Source organism: Pseudomonas sp. SDO5271_S396, from assembly GCF_054071795.1.
The window spans coordinates 19,721-39,254 of the sequence record NZ_JBSVWB010000041.1 but is presented as its reverse complement, the minus strand read 5'-3'; the positions used below and the strand labels follow the sequence as shown (position 1 = coordinate 39,254).

The window sequence follows — 19,534 nt, the reverse complement described above, 5'->3', positions numbered from 1 at the left end:
CACATGTTATGGCGAATTCATTTCGCCAGGGGTAATGGCCATGATCGAGAGGTCACGGTGAAACTGCAGAACTTCCCTTTCCAGCCAAATCTCAATTCAATTACCGCTTACAACCGTCGGAGAGTCTTATTCAACAACTTTGAAGTCAGGCGGCATCTTGATCGACACCGTCTTGATCTTGCAGTCTTCGCCAATCGGCACATTGGCGGCCTCCAACTTTCCGGTGGCGTTATCCCAAGTACCCTCAGCCGTTGAAGGACCGCACTTGCCGCCGAGGCCGAAGGCGTGAACATCCACGCTGATCTTCGACATGGAGCCGCTTCGGGTATCTTTGGCGACTAAAATCCACGGCAAGTTGGTGGCTTCGACACGGCTGCACTTAAGGCCGCCGTCGAACTCGACTTTATCGACATTGACCGACGAACCATCGGCCGCCACCTTGCCGGCCACCTTGATGGTGCAGTCGGCGCTGATCAGCGCACCTTTGGAGAAGCTGATCGGGCCTTGCGCCGTAAAGGCGCTGCCGGCCGGCTCGATACGGGCAGCCTGGGCCTGGTGATAGGCGATCAGGCCCAGGGCGGCCAAAACGACATGGACAGTGAACTTGGCAGGGCTTTGCATAATAGGTACGTCCTTCCCTTGAAGTTATTGTTGTAGGGTCAAACAACTTTCCAGCCACGCCATCGGCAAACTCAGGGCGAACAGACCCGCGCGGTACACGTGTCACGCGTTCGCCCAACTAACGAGTTACGTCAAAACGGTGTGGCGCTATTACTGTACTTTTCCAGGTACTTCAATCGTTGTGACGGCTGGAGATTGGTGAGTGTGATATCCCCGGCATAATGATTAAGTACCCGGTGATCCATGCGTCGTCGCCACAAGTAAGGCACATACGCCCAGACAATCATGCTCGCATAACCATATGGCAGTTGCGGTGACTCATCAAAGTGGCGCAACGACTGATAACTGCGCGTGGGGTTGGCATGGTGATCGGAATGCCGCTGCAACTGGAACAGAAAGATATTGGTGACGATCCGGTTGCTGTTCCACGAATGCCGGGGTGAACAACGCTCATAACGACCGTTGGGCAACTTCTGACGCTTAAGCCCGTAGTGCTCCACATAGTTCACTACTTCCAGCAACGAGAAGCCGTAGATGCCCTGGATAATCAGGAACGGAACCACCGCCATCCCCAACCAGGCAATCATCGCGCCCCACAACACCACGCTGTAGAGCCAGGCGCTGAGCACGGCGTTCTTCCAATGCCAGGCCGACAGACCGAGTTTGCGCAGGCGTTCGCGCTCCAGGTTCCAGGCCGAACGTGCGCTGAACCACACCGAGCGCGGCAGGAATGCCCAGAAACTCTCACCCAGGCGTGAGCTGGCCGGATCTTCCGGAGTGGCGACACGCACGTGATGGCCACGGTTGTGTTCGGTGTAGAAATGCCCGTAGAAGGTTGGTGCCAATGTGACCTTGGCCAGGAACACTTCCAGCGGGTTGGGCTTGTGCCCCAGTTCATGGGCCGTGTTGATGGCAATGCCGGTGGCAGCACCGGTGGACATGGCCATGCCCAGGTAAGTGAACCAGCTGATCTCACCATGCAGTTGCACGCGGCTCGTGATGTAACTGGCGGCCTGTGCCTGCCAACTGGAAGCCTCAAGCCCGCTCACGGCGTGAAGCAGGCCCCCGCCGATGATCCAGTCGATACCGTCAGCGGCCAGCCAGCCGGTGATCACCACTGACGAAATCACGAACAGCACGCCGGTGTACACGATCCAGCGGTAATAGCGTTGGGATTCGAGGTGGCTGACGGCCGACTCCGGCGGGTTGCTGACGTCTTCGCCCAGCAGACCGTCGATCAGCGGGATCAGGCCAAAGATCACCAGCACACCCACCCACCACAATTGCTGGATGCCGGTGGTGATGGCGAGCGCGCCGGAAAGCAGGGGTGTTGCCAAAGGCATGATGCCCAGCCACCACAGGTGACGCTTGCCGTCTGTCCAGACGCGCGGTGCAGTCAGCGTCTGGTTCATGGCAGCCTCCGTACGAGAACGGCAGGCAGGGCGGGCGCAGAAAACAGGTTCAGGGAGCGTTGGACACTCCGGGAATTCAACCATGCGATAAAAGACGTTTTTTTCATTTTTATTCGCTCTTAGGCATTTCAAAAATCATTTCAAAAGAAACATTGAAATATTTTTTTAAACAAATAGCTCGGAATCGTTAGGTCGTCAACCAATTTTTCCAGCCCATTCGGATGTGACCGAGCAGTCTCTTTTTCGGCGGTTTGGTCAGGTCTCTAGTGCAGGCATTTGCGACATCCAGGCCCGCAATGAGGACGAAGATCATTTATTCGTCACTGCGAGCGACAGCGGCAAAATTGCCGCGCTTTCTGTCGGTCTCACCCGCTTGGCCACCTGTCGTACCACCTCCGTAACGCGCGCTGTCGCGGTGATCGGCAACATATGTCCGCGCCCCTCCACCAAGTGCAGCTTCAGGCCGGGCACTTTGTCGGCCAAGGCCTGACCATGCTTGCGAAAGTCCAGCACCGCGTCCCGGGCGCCGTAGACAAGGCCGATGGGCAGGGTGAGTTGCCCATAGCGCTTGACCATGCCCGGCAGGTGATCGTTGACCTGGGCGATCTCAGTGGAGGCGGCGTAGTAGTTATCCGGCCGCATGCCGAGCAGCCCGCCGCCACGGGTGGCGAAATCCTCGGGCGCCTGATCGGGCGCGAACACGCCCCTGACCACCGAACGTCGAGTCAATAGCCCCATCGGTACCGTCAGGGTGCGCGACACCCAGCGCCGCAACCACGCCGGACGCACGGCCAGTGACCAGAACACCAGCGGCAAACGTGGTTGGGGGTGGGTCAGTGGCGCTACCAGCACCAGGCCCGAGACGGCGTGAGGATGGTCGAGGGCCAATGCCAGGGCAATCGCACCGCCCAGGGAATGCCCCAGCACCAGAGGCTTGTCCAGGTCCAGCGTCTTGATGAAGGCCGCGATCTGCCGCGCCTGGGCCGGCAGGTCCGTGGCGGTGCCCGTATGGCGGGTGGAGTAACCGGAGCCCGGGCGGTCGAGGGTAATCACTCGGAAGTGTTCACGCAGTTGCCCGGACAAGGCGTAGGTCAGGTTGCGATTGCTGCCCATCAGCCCGTGAATCATCACCAGCGGTGGGCCTTTGCCCTCATCGACATAATGAAAGCGCTCGTCCCCGACCTCGACGAAGCGCCCATTGATCGGAACCGCCGTTTCAATGCGCCGTGTCATCCACGCACTGAAGCCCCACAACACGCCGCTCGCCCCTACACACACAGCCGCAGCGACAATCCAATCGACAGCCATAGCTCGGTCCTCTGCTTCCCTGCTGCTGGCGATCCGACCGGTATTGATCAGGACCTCAGCCATCGTCCACACCCTGGACCCAGACCCTGCATACCGTGCTCGTCCGTCGGACAAGTCGCATATGCGGAACAAGGTCCTAGCGTAGGCGATATTTTCAGGTAGATTATTTAAAATCTTTTTTAAAATAATTAATTCAACTTTCCTTTGCAATGGTGTTTTATCCAGACGACATAACAAGAACAGGAGCTCATCCGATGCCCATCAAGGACAGCCTATGAATGCCCACCACGATTCGGTCGACATCGCTATCATCGGTTCCGGTTTCGCCGGCCTATGCATGGCGATCAAACTCAAGGAAGCCGGGATCACCGACTTTTTCATCGCCGAGCAGGCCGATACCCTCGGCGGCACCTGGCGTGACAATCACTACCCAGGCTGCGCGTGCGACGTGCAGTCCCACGTGTATTCGTTTTCCTTTGCGCCCAACCCGGACTGGACGCGGCAATTTGCACCGCAGGCGGAGATCCGTGCCTATCTGGAAGACTGTGCGCGACGCTTCGAACTTGCGCCGTTCCTGCGCTTTGGCATGGGCCTGCAACGCGCGGTGTTCGATGAAAACCAGCAGCGCTGGCAACTGGCTTTCAGCGACGGGCGCCAGGTCAGCGCACGGGTGCTGGTGTCGGGCATGGGCGGCCTGTCGCGCCCCGCATTGCCGGCCATACCCGGGCTGGACAGCTTCAAGGGCAAGCGCTTTCACTCGCAGCAGTGGGACCACGACTACTCGCTCAAAGGCAAGCGCGTCGCGGTGATCGGTACCGGCGCCAGTGCCATTCAGTTTGTGCCGCGGATTGCATCGCAGGTGGCCCACCTCGACCTGTTCCAGCGCACCCCGCCATGGATCATGCCCAAGCCGGACCGCAAGATTTCACGCCTTGAGCGCTGGGCCTTCAAACACTTGCCGTTTACGCAAAGACTGGTGCGGGGTGCTTTCTATTGGGCACTGGAAGGCCGCGTGGTGGGGTTTGCCCTGCATCCCCGGCTGATGAAGATGGTGCAGAAGATCGCCCTGCGTCACTTGCACAAGCAGGTGTCCCGCCCTTCCCTGCGCAAAGTTCTGACGCCGGACTACACCATCGGCTGCAAGCGGGTACTCATCTCCAACGACTACTACCCGGCGCTGTCCCGCAGCAATGTCGAGGTGGTGACCGAGCGCGTATTGCGCATCGAGGCGGACGGCGTGATCACTGCCGACGGCATCAAGCACCCGGCCGACTGCCTGATCTTCGGCACTGGCTTCCAGGCCACCGATCCTCTGCCCCGGGACTGCATCATCGGCCGTGACGGTATCGACCTGATGGACACCTGGCGCGACGGCGCTCACGCGTACAAGGGCACCACGGTGCCGGGCTACCCGAACCTGTTCCTGATCGTCGGGCCGAACACGGGTCTGGGGCACAACTCGATGATTTTAATGATCGAGGCCCAGGTGACTTACATCCTCGACGCCCTGCAACAGATGCAGCGGCACCGCATCGCGACGGTGGACGTCAAACCGGCAGTGGAACAGACCTATAACCAACAGCTGCAGGACAAACTCAAGCGCACCATCTGGAACACCGGTGGTTGCCAGAGCTGGTACCTCGACCCACGCACCGGCAAGAACACCACTTTGTGGCCCGGCTCGACCTGGCGCTTCAAGCAGGCCACCCGGCACTTCGCCCTCAAGGACTATGTGACCGGCCTGGCGCCGCTGCCGCAGGCCTCTCGCCCTGCACTGTCATCCCACTCCACTCCCGAGGGCAGCCTGTCATGAAGTCATTCAACGATCGCGTCGCGGCCATTACCGGCGCGGCCTCCGGCATGGGTCGCGCACTGGCCCTGGCATTGGCGCGTGAGGGTTGCCACCTGGCACTGGCGGACAAGAACAGCCAGGGGCTCGAACAGACACTGGCCCTGATCCGGACCTCCACCTTGTCGCCGGTGACCGTCACCCTCCAGGTGCTGGATGTTTCCGACCGCCAGGCCGTGGAAGACTGGGCAGCGCGCTGTGCCGCCGAACACGGCCAGATCAACCTGGTCTTCAATAACGCCGGAGTGGCGCTGTCCAGCACCGTGGAAGGCGTGGACTACGCCGACCTGGAATGGATCGTCGACATCAATTTCTGGGGCGTGGTCTACGGCACCAAAGCATTCCTGCCGTATCTCAAGGCCAGCGGCGAAGGCCATGTGATCAACACTTCCAGCGTGTTCGGCCTGTTCGCCCAACCCGGCATGAGTGGCTACAACGCCACCAAATTCGCCGTGCGCGGCTTTACCGAGTCCTTGCGTCAGGAATTGGACTTGCAACGGTGTGGTGTCTCTGCCACCTGCGTGCATCCCGGTGGCATCCGCACCGATATCTGCCGCAGCAGTCGCATCGACGCCAACATGACCGGCTTTTTGATCCACAGCGAACAACAGGCCCGTGCCGATTTCGAGAAACTCTTCATCACCGACGCCGACCAGGCCGCCCGGGTGATTCTGCGGGGCGTGCGCAAAGGCAAGCGCCGTGTGCTGATCGGTCGTGACGCGTGGTTCCTCGACCTGCTGGCGCGCTGCATGCCCGCCGCTTATCAAGCCCTGGTGGTGTTTGCCAGCAAGCGCATGGCGCCCAAACCGCGTGCGCCTGCGTTTGAAACCAACGACGAGACCCGTCTCTGAACAGGAGTACGCACCATGTTGCCGATCCGCCGCGACATCCGTTTTGCTCTGCCCGCCGAGCGCATCAAGGACTGGCACGAACAAGGCCCGTTCATCACGCATTTTTTCAACGCCCTGTCGTTGTTATTTCCCCAGGGCGAACTGTTCTTCATGGACAGCGTGCGGCACTACCGTGCCCATATCGACGAGCCGGAACTGAAAAAGCAGATCCAGGGTTTTATCGGCCAGGAAGCCATGCACAGCCGCGAACATGTGGCCTATAACGACTTGCTGCAGGCCGCCGGACTGCCCGCCCACTTGCTGGACCGGCGCCTCAAGTTCATCCTCGACCTGCAGAAAAAACACCTACCGCCGGCCTTCAACCTCGCGGTGACCATCGCCCTTGAGCACTACACGGCGATGCTTGCGGAGATTCTGCTGAGCGACCCGTCACGCTTCGGCAATTCGCTCAAGGGCTACCAGCAGATGTGGTACTGGCACGCTCTGGAAGAAACCGAACACAAAGCGGTGGCGTTCGATGTGTGGAACCGTGTGATCGCGCCCGGGCCCAGGCGCTACCTGCTGCGCACCGGGACCATGCTCACCACCAGCGTGTTTTTCTGGTTGGTCGTGTTCGATTTTCATGTACGCCTGTTGATTGCCGACCGCAAGTCGGTGGGGTTCCTCAAAGGCGTCTGGCGGATGCTCAAGTTTCTGTACGGACCGCGGGGCGTCTTCCCACGCATGCTGCTGCCTTGGCTGCACTACTTCAAACCGGGCTTTCATCCCTGGGACCACGATAACCGGCTGCGCCTCAGAGGTATCGACCGCTTGCTCGAAGAAATCGAGCAGACCCGGCGCAGCTACGAATCAGCCTAACCCGCAGCCAGATCAGCGCGGGCACGAACGAAGCTTTCCAACTGGTCGCCCGGCAGCGCCTTACTGAAATACCAGCCCTGGATAATCAACTCGGTGCCGGTATTCAGGAAGGCCAACTGTTCGGCGGTCTCTACGCCCTCTACCACCACCCCCAGGTTCAGTGCCTCGCAGAAACGCAGCATGCCGGCCAGCACTTGGGCGCCTTTGGGATCGTGCTGGGCAACCACGAAGCTGCGGTCGATCTTGATAAAGTCCACCGGAAACTGGTGCAGGTAACTCAAGGCCGAAAAACCGGTGCCAAAGTCATCGATATACACCTTGGCACCAATGGCCTGCAGTTTCCGAATGGTCTGGCGCGTGGCCTGAATGTCGCCCACCAGCGCATCTTCGGTGATTTCCACCGAGACCTGCCCGTGGGCCTGGGCGAGGATTTCCACCAGCCGCTCGCCATAGGCGGCATCCGTGAGCGTTGCGCTGGAAATATTGATGGTCATGGGCAACGCAAACCCGAGTTTTTGCCATTTCTGATATTGACGCACCGCTTGGGACGCGACCCACATGTCCACATCCGGCATTAACCGCGCCTGGGCCAGCCATTGCAGAAACTCCCAAGGTGAATGCACCGTACCCTGGGCGTCTCGGGCACGCATCAAGGCTTCGCATCCGGTGCATAGCCCGGTGCGCGTGGAGACCTGGGGCTGGAATTCCAGATAGAACTCGTAGTCACTGATCTGCTGGATGCGGCTTAACTCAGTGGCCTGGCGCGCCAGCACCTTGTGGGAAGCCAGTATCGGGTCAAGCTCGCGCAGCCGACCTCTTTCTTCCAGGCCACGAAAGGTCATGTCCAGGGACTTGAGATAGACCGTGCCTCCTTCGCTCGCCTGACGGTGAATCGCCCGCACATAAGGGGCGTAAATCAAGGTGCCCAACCCCAGCAGGGCGACTTGCAACACCACCGCCGCCATGTCCCCGTGGGTGCTGAGGTACGCGTTGAACAACACCGGCGCGGTAAAGGGCACGCTGACCACTGCCGGCGACACCCAGCCCAGATGCACGACCGTCAGCGCCAACATCGCATTGCAGGCCGGCACCAGCAGAAACGGCACAAACAGGCGCGGGTTGAGGATGATCGGCAAGCCAAACAGCAGCACTTCACTGACGTTGAACAACGACAGCGGCAGGCTGGCGATCGCGAGCAGACGCATGGACTGGCTTTTGGAAAACAGCAGGATCGCCAGCAGCAGGCACAACGCCCCACCCGAACCACCGATAAAGGCAAAACAGCCCAGCAAACCGCTGTTCAAGCTGTACTTGATCGTCTCCCCCGCCGCTGCCGCCCCAGCATTGAACACCACGGCCTGGTCCAGCACATCGAACAAGGGCTGCATGGCATACACGCCGTGGATCCCGAAAAACCACAACAACGAATTCATCAAGGTGACAAACAGTCCGCTGCCATAGGGCGACTCCAACCCATCCAGCACCTGCGGCCCCTGAAGCTGCGCCACATAGGGAATCTGCAACAGCAGCGACAGCACCACCACCAGCGCACACGCCGTCAGGGCCCCCGGCACCACCATATTGATGGTGCCCTTGAGGTTGTGTCCTACCAGGTCTTCGTTGACCAACCGGGTCCAGCGGTAACGGTGCAGCCAGGCGATAGCGGGTACATTCAGCAGCGGCGAGGCAATCGCGATGAACAGCACAAAGGTCGCCGATGCACGGGGGTAGTCATGCAGGATGAACGTCGCCACCACCACATGTGCCAGGCAAAGGAACGCCACGGGCAGTTGGGGCAAGCGGTACTGGATCGCCAGCATATAGCCGATGGACGCCGCCACCAGCAGCGGAATCACCGAGCTGATCTGGTTGTGCAGCGCGGCCAGAAAGGTCACCACACGCGGGTCGAAATCCAGCACGCGCGCGCACTCTGACAGGATCAGAAAACCTGCCGACACCAACAGGCACGGCAGGATCCATAACAACCCCTCGCGGATGGCGCGCAACGAATCGGTGCTGGCCAGGGCAGCCAGTCGCTGGGTAAAAAACAGCTTGAACAGCGTTTGCGCCATGATCCGTCCCTCCGCCTGTCACTTTATGCCCCTCAAAGGCAGGGCCGGAAACACCGGACAACGCTACACTTCCTGGTACCGGGAGCGAAAGCCTTTTGCCATCGTTCAAGCGTTTTTTCAGCGACGACCACCCCCCGCGACATGACAAAACAGGAGGTATCCCGGTCACGCCCTTAACCTGCTTCAATGACGGCGAATAAACGCCGACTCAACCCGGGAGAACCCATTTGTCGCAACCTGGCGATAACCATCAACGGGCACTGGACCGTTTCCTGATCGAACACCCTGATGTGGCCGCAGAATTGGACAGCCTCAACCCGCTGGCGGCCCAGGCCAAGGGTGAAACGCTGGCGCAATACCGCGCCGAACGCCTGCATGAGGCGTTCGAAGCCGAAGCTGAACGTCATGGCTTGTTTGCCTGGGAATTGACGCTCAAGCTGACGACCGACTCGTCCGAGGCCTTCGAGGCCCAACGCCTGGAAGTGCACAAGGAAGTGGCACAGATGGCCGGCTTGAGCTGGACCGACTATTGCCAGTTGCATGGTTTTACCGGTTAAAGCCCAACCCAGCACTGTCGACGACGGCTGATCACGGCGCGTAATTCCTCAACCGTGATGCAACGTCGGTGCGGATCGGCACTCAGCGCTGCCCGTAGTGCTGGCCAACAGTACCTGGGCCACTGCCGAGGTCGAAGCGAGCGCTCCCCCTCGCCCCGCTTGCCGAGCGCCAGGTCGTAGAGCACACAGGCCGCGCCATACAGGTCTGCGGCGGCGGACAACACCCCATCGTTCAACAGCTCCGGCGCCGCATACGAAGGCGTCCAGGCGTTAAAGCGGCTACGGCTCAAGCCCGGCAAGCCGGCGGCGTGCTGCGCCTGGCTGTGGCCCAGTCCGAAATCGAACAAACGCAGCCCCGCTGCTACCGCCATGACATTGGCCGGTTTCAGATCGCCGTGAAGCACACCTTGTCGATGGATGTACGTCACTGCCTCCAACAGTTGCAATGCCAGAGGTTGCAACTGGACCCAAGGCATTCCGCCGGAGCATTCCCGCAGCCGTTGTTCCAGGGTCAGACCGTGCATCAGCTCCATAGTGAAAAACGCACATTGGCTGGCCGTGTCGACGTCGAAGGCATACATCCGCACCACGTGGTCATGGCGCAGCGTTCGGGCGAGCGCGAACTCGCTGTACAGCAACACCGGCCCATCGGGAGCTTGGGCAAGACGCTCGTTCAGGACTTTCAGGGCGACCTCGGAACAGGGCTCGCCAAACTGTTCGTGCAGCAGATCCCGGGCACGATAGACCTCCCCCATGCCGCCCGAGCCCAGTAGCCGCTCAAGGCAATAACGTCCGCCAAGCAGGCCTGGCACTTTCAACGTAGCGCTCACGACTGCACGACGACTGCAGTCAGGTCATCAGGCGCGGCCCCCAGTAACACCCTGTTGAACAGATGCTCCAGCACCTGCTGCGGTCCGCCCTTTTCCAGCGCCGCCCCCAACTGGGCATGGCTCAATCCCTGGTACAGGCCGTCGCTGCACAACAAGAACACATCGCCAGGTCGCGTGCTGAGCTCCAGAGTCTCAAGCCTCAACGAAGCATGCGCACCGACCGCACGGGTCAAGGCCCGGGCGTTGGCGTGGGCCTGAGCCTGTTGCCGGCTCAAATGCTGCTGCTCCATCAGTTGCCGCGCCAGGGAATGATCCCGGGACAGCTGGTACAAACATCGCTCCCGCCACAGATAGCAACGACTGTCCCCCGCCCACAGGCACGCTGCCCGCGCGCCTTCCAGCAGCAGGGCAACCACGGTACTGCCCGTGGTGCCGTCAGCCCGGTCAAGACTCAGACAACTGTTGAGTCGTTGCAGGCAATGCAAGACCGCCTCGATACGTCGATCAAAGCTCGGCTGCTCCGGCAGCGCGGCCAGACTGGCGACCACTCGCTGGCTGGCCACATCACCGTCCAGATGCCCGCCCATGCCATCGGCCACCGCCCAGCAACCGTGTTGCGGGCCGTCAAAAAAGGCATCCTCGTTGCGTGCGCGCAGTCTGCCGCGCTGAGTACGACCTGCGCTGCTCCAGGCGCGCGGGGACCGACTCACAGTTGCTCCGGCAAACGGAAGGTGCGCCACGTGTCCATCTGGAACGGGCTGGGCGTGCGCTGGCTCACCAACAGGTAGTTGGCACGCAGTCCGGCAAGATCGGCTTTGAACAGCTGCGCATTCCGACCACTCGCCGGCTCGTTCTGCATCAAGTCGAAAAAGCGAAACAATGACCAGGCACCACTGTTTTTTTCGATACCCAAAGGACGTTCCGCGCCGCGCTCCAGCACCAGGCTGCTGCGGCCGCCATCCGCTTCGTCTGGCCAGTTGAATGCCATAGGTACGATAGGGCCGTGGCGGTACTCCAACTGCTGATCACCCACCCGTAAAATCGCACGACTGACTGCCTGATCCAGGCTGTAGGGTGCCAACGTGAACCGAACTGCCCAATCGCCCTGATCCTCGCTGAAAAAGCCGCGACGGATAACCTGCGCCTTGCTCAACTGGTCCAGCACCCCCCGAGAAATCGGCAAGCTGCGCCCATCCAGACTACGCAGGCGATAGCGCAGGTTCTCCGTACTGATAAAAGGCCGCAGGTATGTCTCGTGAAAACGCGCCAGCACACCGTGAGGCTTGAAAAACTCCTGAAAATCGCTCAGGGCAACATCGCTGCTGGCGTGGGCATTGAACGGATAGCGTTGCCGAATGGCCCTGGCGTAAAGCCCATACACTTCCCCTTGATAGTGCTGGTTGACATGCAGATACGCCTCGTCCAGCAACTGGCTCCATTGCTCGTCGGCAATAGCTTCGAACCACCCCTTGAGCGGCATCGGCAACCGTGCCGCGACGTCGCGCAACTGGCCCAACTCGGAGGGTTGTCCCTCCATCCGCCGCTTGACCATCTGGAACGCTGCCTGCTCGGGGGTACCGTCCCGCGTCAGGGTGGCCAGCTGCATCTGCAACGTATCGAGCTGGCGCAGCACCTGGGTCAGCTCGCCTCCAGGGTTCTGCTGTTCATCCAGCAATTGATGCAACGGTTCAAATCGGCGCTGCAAGGCACGGCGGGCGGCGTCTCCCTCTCCAGGCACCGGCAAGGGGTCGGTCAATACGCTGGAAACCACCGGACCGAGCTTCGACTCCGCAGCCAGGCGACCGGCGAGTGCCACCGGATCCGTACCTGGCAGCAGACGTGTGTTTTCCCGGACCTGAAGCAGCACTTGCAACAGCGGCGACTGAGCCGATGCCAGGCTCGCGAGCCGTTCCGCACCCTGCCGGATACTGTTGCTGGGTTGCAACCTGATACCTGCGAGAGCGTTGCTCCAGACCGTAGCGTACTCGCTGAAATAACGCTGTTCCAACTCGCCCATCAAGCGCCGCAGATCCATGGCACTGAGGTCGCTGCTCTCTCCCAGCACCCAATTATCCTGGGCAATCGCGTTGACCAAACGGGGTCCCTGCTTCTCGAAGAACTGCAGATACCGCCGGGTGTAGAACCCGGGCACAGGCTGCTCGAGATCGGCGAACACCACGCCATCGGCCAGGCGGACGCTCTCCAGATTTCGCGATTGCTCACGCAAGCTGCGATAGACCACGTCGGCCAGCGACTCACCCCGCAACGCCTGGCGGGCCTCAGCCACCACTTCATCATTCAATGGGGTGATGAACGGCTGCTCGAGCAACCGCGCGAAATGCTCATTCAAACGGTGCTGCACCGAAGTCTCAGCGGCGTAGCGCGCGGACCAGTGCCCGGCCACTCGCTCTGCGAGCCATGATTTATCGCGACGCTCACGCAGGTTGAGCATCAGGTAGGCGCGCAAGTTGTCCAACAACTGCTCGCGGTCTCCAAGGCTTTGACGCACCTGCTCTTCCAGCAAGCCGGCCACCTGCGACAACAGCTGCCGTTGCAATACGTCGTGATAAGCAAGCGTCAGCACCGGGCGGCTCTCGTCACCCTGGAACAGACCAATGCGCTCAATCACTGGAACATCGGCCGAAGCCGGAAAGACCCGCGTTGCCGCCAAGCGGCTGTCCAGCAGTGGCAACAACGAACGCGTAGCGTCGGCGCCTTGCGAAACGGATGCTGTCACCGCCCCCAATTGCGCCAGCTGCTCCAGACGCTGGTGATTGATCGAGTAGCTGTACAACCACATGCCACCCAGCGCACCCAATGTGCTGAACACCGCCAGGGCCATCAGCGTCTGTCGTCGACGCATACGTTTGCGCTCCGGCGCCCGCAGGCCCGCCAAGTGAGCGTCGGCGAGAATCACCTGGTTAAACACCCCCTGAACAAAATGGCGCCGCTCTTGGCCCGCGCTGGTCAGATAAAAACCTCGCAGGTTGTTTACCTGCCGAACACCATGAGGCGAAAAGGCCAACTCGATAAACTGACACAATCGGTCTCCTCTGCGCGCGACTTGCCGAGGAAAGTCGAGTATGCGTCCGCGGCGCGCTACATCCCGTTCCTGATGCAGGCGAGGTATAAGGTCCGCAGCCAGGCGCCGCAGCAGCGCTTCGAACGACTGGCGCACCGGCATCCTGTCGATGCCACGCGTGCCGGTGTCCAGGCATTCGCCCAGTACCCCTTCCCCGCTTTCCCCCGGGCTGGCCTCGAAGAATTCGGCAAAGCCATGCAGCCGGTCCGCGTGGGTCAATACCAGATAGACCGGAACGTCGACGCGCAACGTCTGCTGGATATCCTGCAGCCGGGTTTGCACATGCCGTGCGTGGCGCTCCAGATCGTGCTCGTTGTCGTCCTGCAAAACGTCCACAGACAGCGTCACCACCACCCCGTTGACCGGCACGGCCACGCGTCGCGACTTGAGCAGGCCCAGTAATATCGTCCAGCCTGAGCCGTCCACCGCCGGGTCATTTTGTGCAAGGTAACGCCCCGCTACCTCAACCAGAATGCCTTGTTCGGTGAAGTGCCAATCGACGTGAGAGGTGCTGCCTTTGTGCTCGCTCGATACCAAGGGCAAACCCTGGCCACTGGCGGCCAGCAAGCACGACTTGCCGCTGCCCTGCAGGCCGATCAGCAGGTACCAGGGCAACGCGTTGCCCGGCGGCAAAATGCCGGAGGCCTTCAAGGTACACAAAGCATCCTTGAAACGGCTTGTCACCTGCCTGCGCTCATCCTCAATCAACCCTTGATGCTGGTAGTACGCTTGATTGTCGGGACGTTTGAGGTGCGCGGCCTGCCGTGCGGCGACAATCACCATCATCACCCCCCATGACAAAAACAGCACGCAGATGGTCAACAGGCGCGCCGTCGCCCCCTGCCAGAAACGATGGTCATCCACCGCCAGCAGTGGGCCGAAACACCACACCAGCAGCGCGGTCAAGAGCACCAGTAACAAGCTCCATACCCAAATCTTGCGCAGCACGGCGCCCGCGCTCTTGAAGAATGCGTTCATTCATTGCTCCCTGCGTTACAAGGTCAAACGACTTTCGTGCGTCGTCGACAACTGAAAAGAATGCAGCGCTGCAACCCGCTCCTGGCCCAATACCCATGCGAACCCTGCATACAGGATCACGCTGGCGGCCAGGCCGGATAACACGAACCAGGAGGCCGGGATCCTGCGCAATGCCCGACGAGGTAAACGGGCGGGCCGTGATGACAGGGTCAATACGCCCGGTGCATCTCCCCGTACGTGCGTGATCTGCCGGTACAGCGCATCGCGAATACCTTCCAACTGCTCCCAACCTCGTGCCACGACCCGATACTTGCCTTCAAAACCGATGGACAGGCACAGATACATCAACTCCAGCATCGCGACATGCTTGATCGGGTCACGGGACAACCGCTCCAGTAGCTGGAAAAACTTCTCGCCTCCGAAGGTCTCGTGGTGAAAACGGCTCAACAGACTCATCGTCGACCAGTCGCTGTGACTGCCCCACGCGGTGGTCACCACGCTTTCATCGATCACGCAGCACAGCACATACCGCGCTGATACCACCTGCCCATTCTCCACGCCTTCGTGCAGGGCCCGGGCTTCAAACCCGGAAATCGCGGCGGACAGTCGCTCGTTGAGCGTTTGCAGACTTTCGCGCCCGGCACTGCCTTTGAGTTGTGCCGCTTCCGAAAGCAACGGCCAAGCGCTGGCCAGCAGCCGGTTGACGCCCATGTTGAAATATTCCGCGCCTTGTAAACCGGCGGTATAGATCATCCGGTCTTCCAGCTGTTCAAACCGCGGCGGGGACGGGAAGTCCGTCATCGACGCGCGCTCGGGGCAATACCCCTCGCGATCAAGCAGAATGGTTTTTTCATCCTGCGGATAGTCACTCAGCAGTTCCATGGCATTCAATTCCTGATGGCCCAGAAGTCGAGCGCAAGCCCCGGGAATTCGCCACTCACGTGGAAGGCAAAACCTCCCGACCGAGCCAGCTGCGCACTGTCATGGGCACTGAGGTCAAGCAAGAAGTAGGTTTTACCGGCGTGAAAAGGTATCTGGCGCGGCGCCACGGGCAGCGGTTTGACTTTGATCCCCGCCAGATGCAGGTTGACCAGCTCGCGAATGCGCTCCACCGAGCCGACTTTCAAGTGAGCCGGCAAGCGTTGGCGAAGCTCCTCGGACTCACACTGGGCACTGGCGGCCAGGATAAAGGTCGCGCTCTCCAGAAGTGTGGGATCACTGACCGGGCAGACCATCACACCGTACTGACGCGGTTGCAGCACCAACTCAATGGCATGCTGCTCCAGGACCATCGACAGCACGCTACGCATTGCATCCATCAGTTCGCGAAAACTCAAACCTTGGTCGCTGTGCAGATAACACCCCGCCATCTGCGGCCGCTTGCTGTCGTTGGCGAATGTGCAAAGCTCGCCCAGGATTGCAAGCAGCGTCCGGTACAGCACCTCTGGTCGCACCTGTGGCTGGGTCAGGTAATGCCGCAGCACAGGTTCGGTCCGGTTGATCAGTTGCAGCATCAGGAAATCGCCGACTTCTGTCCCGGCGGTCGTGCCATTGCCACGCAGGCGTTCAGCGATTGCATCTCCCCTGTTCGCCATCAAGCTGATCACCTCCTTGAGACAGGCAGATACATACCTGGAGTCCTGGAGGTAGATAAACGTGGGAACGAACTCACCTTCCAGGCTGATCACACCTTCACCGGTCGAACTCGACACCTGAGCGACCTTAAGCCTCACATAGGTCTGATCATCATGCTGCTCACCCAGCAGCAATCGCAGGTCAGGCTGTGCGCAGCGAATCTGGCAATGTGAATTGCCGACGGCCAACCATGCCAAGGTTCGACTCAAGCGCAAGGCGCGCAGGTCGGTGGCGCTCTGACGCAGCCACCAGGTGCACAGGACGCGTGCCTGTTCCTGCAGCATGCGCAACACTCTGTGCGCGTCTTTTTCGTTATCGACAACTGTTTCGGGAGTGAACAAGCGAGTGGCAGCCTGCTTGACCTGAGCAATCACGCCGCTCGCCTGCGGCTCCTCGGATTCGACAAGGTGCTCCAGACGCTGGGCCAATTGCCTGCGTACCGGCAACAACAGCGGTGCCTCCTCTCCCAAATGCAGGGTCCATAGCTCATCGAGCCTGATCAGGTGTTTCAAGACAGACTGGAAAAGCGGCTGCTGGTCCTGCAGTGAGAGCGGCTGGGCGAACAGGGGCTCGAGGCGCAGTACCAATGCACTGAACGCCGCGGCACGGGTTCGTGTTTTCTCGGGATAGACCACCGCCCACTGGTGCTCACAGAGATGACGCAACAGCCCAAGCCCCGCCAGCAACCCGGCATAGGATTCGCGCTGGTGCAGTGCCCACGTCAGCCAGACCACGACCCTCAAGTCTTTGGTGTGCTGGCGCAGCAGGCATTCGCTGATATCAATGATCTTCTGCCAATCCGGCTGCCCCATGCCATGGATTGATTGTGCCTTGCGCCACTCGGCCTCAAGCGCTTCATACTCATTGGAAAAACGCATGTCGTCACCCGCAAAACTTGTTTGCGAGCAAGGCAAAAGTGCAAGTTCCAGATAATGAGCACAGAGCTTTTCCGAATAATCCATTAACGGTCCACGCAGCGATAAAAAGTAAAAAGCCAACTAGCCGCAGCCAGTCGTTATTCAAAACCGTATTTGATCTTTCTTCGTCTTTCACGAAGTCTGCAAACCTTAGCCATGCAAAAAACATTCAGCAAGCAAGCGAATGACACTTAAGCAATTTCCTACAACCCTTAAAAAACAAGACCTGCGCAGCGTATTGCGCAGCTAGATGCTGACTACCACGCGACACCCGCCCTATTTCCTAGTTGCAACCTCAACTATCAACATGAGCAACTAAATGCGCACACATGTGCAAACAACCTCACCTAAAAACCTGTAAAACACCTGAACTTCGCGCCCAATCAAAACAACAACACCCATCTTTCAACGTATTCATTGGCTTTCATTAATTCAGGCACGCTTCTTGATATAGGCAATTGCCCACTCGGAATACTCACCGGCTGGGTCTACCTCTCAATCAGGCAAGGAAACCATTTATGCCAACACCCGCGTACCTCTCCATTACCGGTGTCAAACAGGGTTTGATTACCGCGGGCACGTTCACCCAGGACTCGGTAGGCAACATTTACCAGGAGGGCCATGAGGACCAGATCCTGGTGCAGGGTTTTTCCCATCAAGTGATCATTCCCCGCGACCCGCAATCGGGTCAGCCGACCGGGCAGCGGGTCCACAAACCCCTGATGATCAGCAAGGTGTTCGATAAGTCTTCGCCGCTGTTGTTCAGCGCGCTCACCAGTGGCGAGGAGGTCAAATGCCGACTGGAATGGCTGCGCACCTCCCCCGCCGGGACTCAGGAGCACTACTTCACCATCGAGCTCGAAGGCGCGACCGTTGTGGACATCCAGTCGCGCATGCCCAATTGCCAGGACCCCGACAATGCCCACTTCACCCACCTGGAGGATGTGTACTTCGCCTATCGCAAGATCGTCTGGACACACGAAGTCTCCGGCACGTCCGGCTCCGATGACTGGCGCAGCCCTGTAGCAGGTTAAGTCGACCTCTCGCGGAAACGGCTGCCAGGGACGGCGCCGTTTCTGCCGGTCGGCTACACCATGGCGAGCGGATGCTTGCGCTGAGGCGCACCGAATACCCGGTCGATGGCGTCCAGGTCGTGCTGATCGAGTACCAGGTTGGCTGCGGCGGCATTGAGACGCACATGCTCAGGCGTCACGGCCTTGGGGATGGCGATCACACCCTGCTGACGCACCACCCACGCCAGGGACACTTGGGCAGGCGTAACCCCGTGACGACGGGCAATCTGCTTGAGCGTAGGACTGGACAGCAGTGCTCCACCCTGGGCAATCGGACAGTACGCCATCAAGGGCAAGTGATGCTGTTGCCACCAAGGCAACAGATCGAATTCGATGCCGCGCTCTTCGATGTTGTAGAGCACCTGATTGGTGGCGCAGGCCGTAGAGCTCAACGCCTGAAGGTCGACCACATCAAAATTGGAGACACCCCAGCGACCGATCTTGCCTGCCTCACGCAAACGCTCAAAGGCTTCGACGGTCTCGTCCAGGGGATACTGGCCACGCCAATGCAACAGATACAGATCGATAAAGTCCGTACCCAATCGCTGCAGGCTGGCCTCGCATGCTCGGGGCATCCCCTTGTGACTGGCGTTGTGCGGATAAACCTTGCTGACCAGGAACACGTGATCGCGCCGACCATGAATGGCTTCGCCCACAACGATTTCGGCGCCACCTTCAGCGTACATTTCAGCGGTATCGATCAGGGTCATGCCCTCGTCGATGCCCAGTTGCAGCGCCGCGACTTCGGCGCGACGCTGGTTCGGATCTTCACCCATGCGCCAGGTACCCTGGCCGATCACAGGCACAGGCACACCGGCCAGATCAATGGTTCGCATGACAACCTCCTGACGAGTTAGGGGATTATCAGTGTGGCACTGACTGGACAGAAGGGTTCAATCGAAGGATGGTGGCTACCTGCCAAATCATCAGGAAGACCCTGCAATGCTGTTTGTCGTGATGCTCGGGGGCAAGCACCCCCGGGCCCGGATCGAAGTTCATGATGTGGTGTTCGCCGTGGGCGACTCCCTGCAAGCCACCTACCCGCAGTTACGCGACGCCTGGTTCGGTAGCCCCAAGGGCGTGCATATCGATTCATGGATGGCGGTCGAAGGTGTCGACGGCTGGAAAATCAACCTCAGTCACCTCGCGCCCACGGCGGATGCCCATCGCCTGTATTTCATCAACCTTGGCGGCTACGAGGCCAATCGTTTCGGTGAAGCCCACCACTACCTGTTGGTGGTTGCACGCAACAAGCAGGAAGCGACCCGCAAAGGCAAGCAACAGATGCTGCGCCACTGGACCCAGCCCCATACCGATGACGTGCTGGATATCGACGACTGCCTGCCCATCGACCTGGTAGACGGTCGCTACCTGCATCTGGCACCAGGTCCGCATGCGCCCATCGTCCAGCAGAACGACTATATCGTCCTGGCCTGACCCACTGCCCTACCCGAACGGGGTATGGCGCACAAGGGTGACCTGCCTGACAGT

The 19,534-nt window shown here is 60.0% G+C and carries 16 protein-coding genes; 6 read left to right on the top strand and 10 right to left on the bottom strand.

Features of this window, described 5'->3' with window-relative positions:
• Window positions 1-126: 126 nt before the first annotated feature.
• The 3 genes from praA to ACW9IN_RS23135 form a co-directional block, all read right to left on the bottom strand.
• A complete protein-coding gene (gene praA, locus ACW9IN_RS23145) occupies window positions 127-621 on the bottom strand; it encodes an alkane oxidation protein activator PraA (RefSeq protein ID WP_457367994.1) in 495 nt (164 codons plus the stop codon).
• Between the two features lie 131 nt (window positions 622-752).
• Window positions 753-2,033 carry an alkane 1-monooxygenase gene (locus tag ACW9IN_RS23140; protein WP_457367993.1) on the bottom strand — a complete coding sequence of 427 codons (1,281 nt, stop codon included), beginning with the start codon at window positions 2,031-2,033 and terminating at the stop codon, window positions 753-755.
• A 309-nt stretch (window positions 2,034-2,342) separates the two neighbouring features.
• The gene (locus ACW9IN_RS23135) at window positions 2,343-3,341 is read right to left on the bottom strand and encodes an alpha/beta fold hydrolase (RefSeq protein ID WP_457367992.1); all 999 of its coding nucleotides are present in this window, start codon (window positions 3,339-3,341) and stop codon (window positions 2,343-2,345) included.
• 274 nt (window positions 3,342-3,615) lie between these two features.
• On the opposite strand from ACW9IN_RS23135, the gene ACW9IN_RS23130 reads away from it, so the two are divergent.
• From ACW9IN_RS23130 to ACW9IN_RS23120, 3 genes are read left to right on the top strand one after another with little or no spacing between them, the layout of a single operon-like run.
• Window positions 3,616-5,154, top strand: a complete 1,539-nt coding sequence (locus tag ACW9IN_RS23130) for a flavin-containing monooxygenase (RefSeq protein WP_457367991.1) — start codon at window positions 3,616-3,618, stop codon at window positions 5,152-5,154.
• Window positions 5,151-6,041, top strand: coding sequence for an SDR family NAD(P)-dependent oxidoreductase (locus ACW9IN_RS23125; RefSeq protein ID WP_457367990.1), 891 nt, complete (start codon window positions 5,151-5,153; stop codon window positions 6,039-6,041). The genes ACW9IN_RS23130 and ACW9IN_RS23125 overlap by 4 nt, the downstream gene beginning before the upstream one ends.
• Window positions 6,042-6,056: 15 nt before the next feature.
• Window positions 6,057-6,899 (top strand): metal-dependent hydrolase, encoded by an 843-nt coding sequence (locus tag ACW9IN_RS23120; protein ID WP_457367989.1) that lies wholly within the window; start codon window positions 6,057-6,059, stop codon window positions 6,897-6,899.
• Here the strand turns inward: ACW9IN_RS23120 and ACW9IN_RS23115 are convergent.
• Window positions 6,896-8,971: a PTS sugar transporter subunit IIC/EAL domain-containing protein gene (locus ACW9IN_RS23115; RefSeq protein WP_457367988.1), complete on the bottom strand. Its 2,076-nt coding sequence runs from the start codon at window positions 8,969-8,971 to the stop codon at window positions 6,896-6,898. The two genes, ACW9IN_RS23120 and ACW9IN_RS23115, sit on opposite strands and share 4 nt — an antisense overlap.
• 227 nt (window positions 8,972-9,198) lie before the next feature.
• Here ACW9IN_RS23115 and ACW9IN_RS23110 point away from each other — a divergent pair, with 227 nt between their 5' ends.
• Window positions 9,199-9,528, top strand: coding sequence for a DUF6388 family protein (locus tag ACW9IN_RS23110; RefSeq protein ID WP_457367987.1), 330 nt, complete (start codon window positions 9,199-9,201; stop codon window positions 9,526-9,528).
• Here ACW9IN_RS23110 and ACW9IN_RS23105 read toward each other — a convergent pair.
• Genes ACW9IN_RS23105 through tssK form a run of 5 tightly spaced genes read right to left on the bottom strand, consistent with a single transcriptional unit; the run spans window position 9,525 to window position 17,015 of the window.
• Window positions 9,525-10,358, bottom strand: a complete 834-nt coding sequence (locus tag ACW9IN_RS23105) for a serine/threonine-protein kinase (protein WP_457367986.1) — start codon at window positions 10,356-10,358, stop codon at window positions 9,525-9,527. The genes ACW9IN_RS23110 and ACW9IN_RS23105 overlap by 4 nt on opposite strands.
• Window positions 10,355-11,068, bottom strand: a complete 714-nt coding sequence (locus tag ACW9IN_RS23100; protein WP_457367985.1) for a PP2C family protein-serine/threonine phosphatase — start codon at window positions 11,066-11,068, stop codon at window positions 10,355-10,357. The genes ACW9IN_RS23105 and ACW9IN_RS23100 overlap by 4 nt, the downstream gene beginning before the upstream one ends.
• Entirely contained in the window at window positions 11,065-14,418 is a 3,354-nt protein-coding gene (gene tssM, locus ACW9IN_RS23095) for a type VI secretion system membrane subunit TssM (protein ID WP_457367984.1), read from the bottom strand. Before tssM ends, ACW9IN_RS23100 begins: the two co-directional genes overlap by 4 nt.
• Before the next feature lie 15 nt (window positions 14,419-14,433).
• Window positions 14,434-15,300 (bottom strand): type IVB secretion system protein IcmH/DotU, encoded by an 867-nt coding sequence (icmH, locus tag ACW9IN_RS23090; protein WP_457367983.1) that lies wholly within the window; start codon window positions 15,298-15,300, stop codon window positions 14,434-14,436.
• A gap of 5 nt (window positions 15,301-15,305) precedes the next feature.
• Window positions 15,306-17,015, bottom strand: a complete 1,710-nt coding sequence (tssK, locus tag ACW9IN_RS23085) for a type VI secretion system baseplate subunit TssK (protein WP_457367982.1) — start codon at window positions 17,013-17,015, stop codon at window positions 15,306-15,308.
• Window positions 17,016-17,488: 473 nt separating this feature from the next.
• Between tssK and ACW9IN_RS23080 the strand changes: the two genes are divergently transcribed.
• On the top strand, window positions 17,489-18,004 hold the full coding sequence (locus tag ACW9IN_RS23080; protein ID WP_457367981.1) for an Hcp family type VI secretion system effector: 516 nt from the start codon (window positions 17,489-17,491) through the stop codon (window positions 18,002-18,004).
• 53 nt (window positions 18,005-18,057) lie between these two features.
• Here the strand turns inward: ACW9IN_RS23080 and ACW9IN_RS23075 are convergent, their stop codons facing one another.
• The gene (locus ACW9IN_RS23075; protein ID WP_457367980.1) at window positions 18,058-18,879 is read right to left on the bottom strand and encodes an aldo/keto reductase; all 822 of its coding nucleotides are present in this window, start codon (window positions 18,877-18,879) and stop codon (window positions 18,058-18,060) included.
• A gap of 106 nt (window positions 18,880-18,985) precedes the next feature.
• Here ACW9IN_RS23075 and ACW9IN_RS23070 point away from each other — a divergent pair, with 106 nt between their 5' ends.
• A complete protein-coding gene (locus ACW9IN_RS23070) occupies window positions 18,986-19,480 on the top strand; it encodes a DUF1543 domain-containing protein (RefSeq protein ID WP_457367979.1) in 495 nt (164 codons plus the stop codon).
• The last annotated feature ends 54 nt before the right edge of the window (window positions 19,481-19,534 follow it).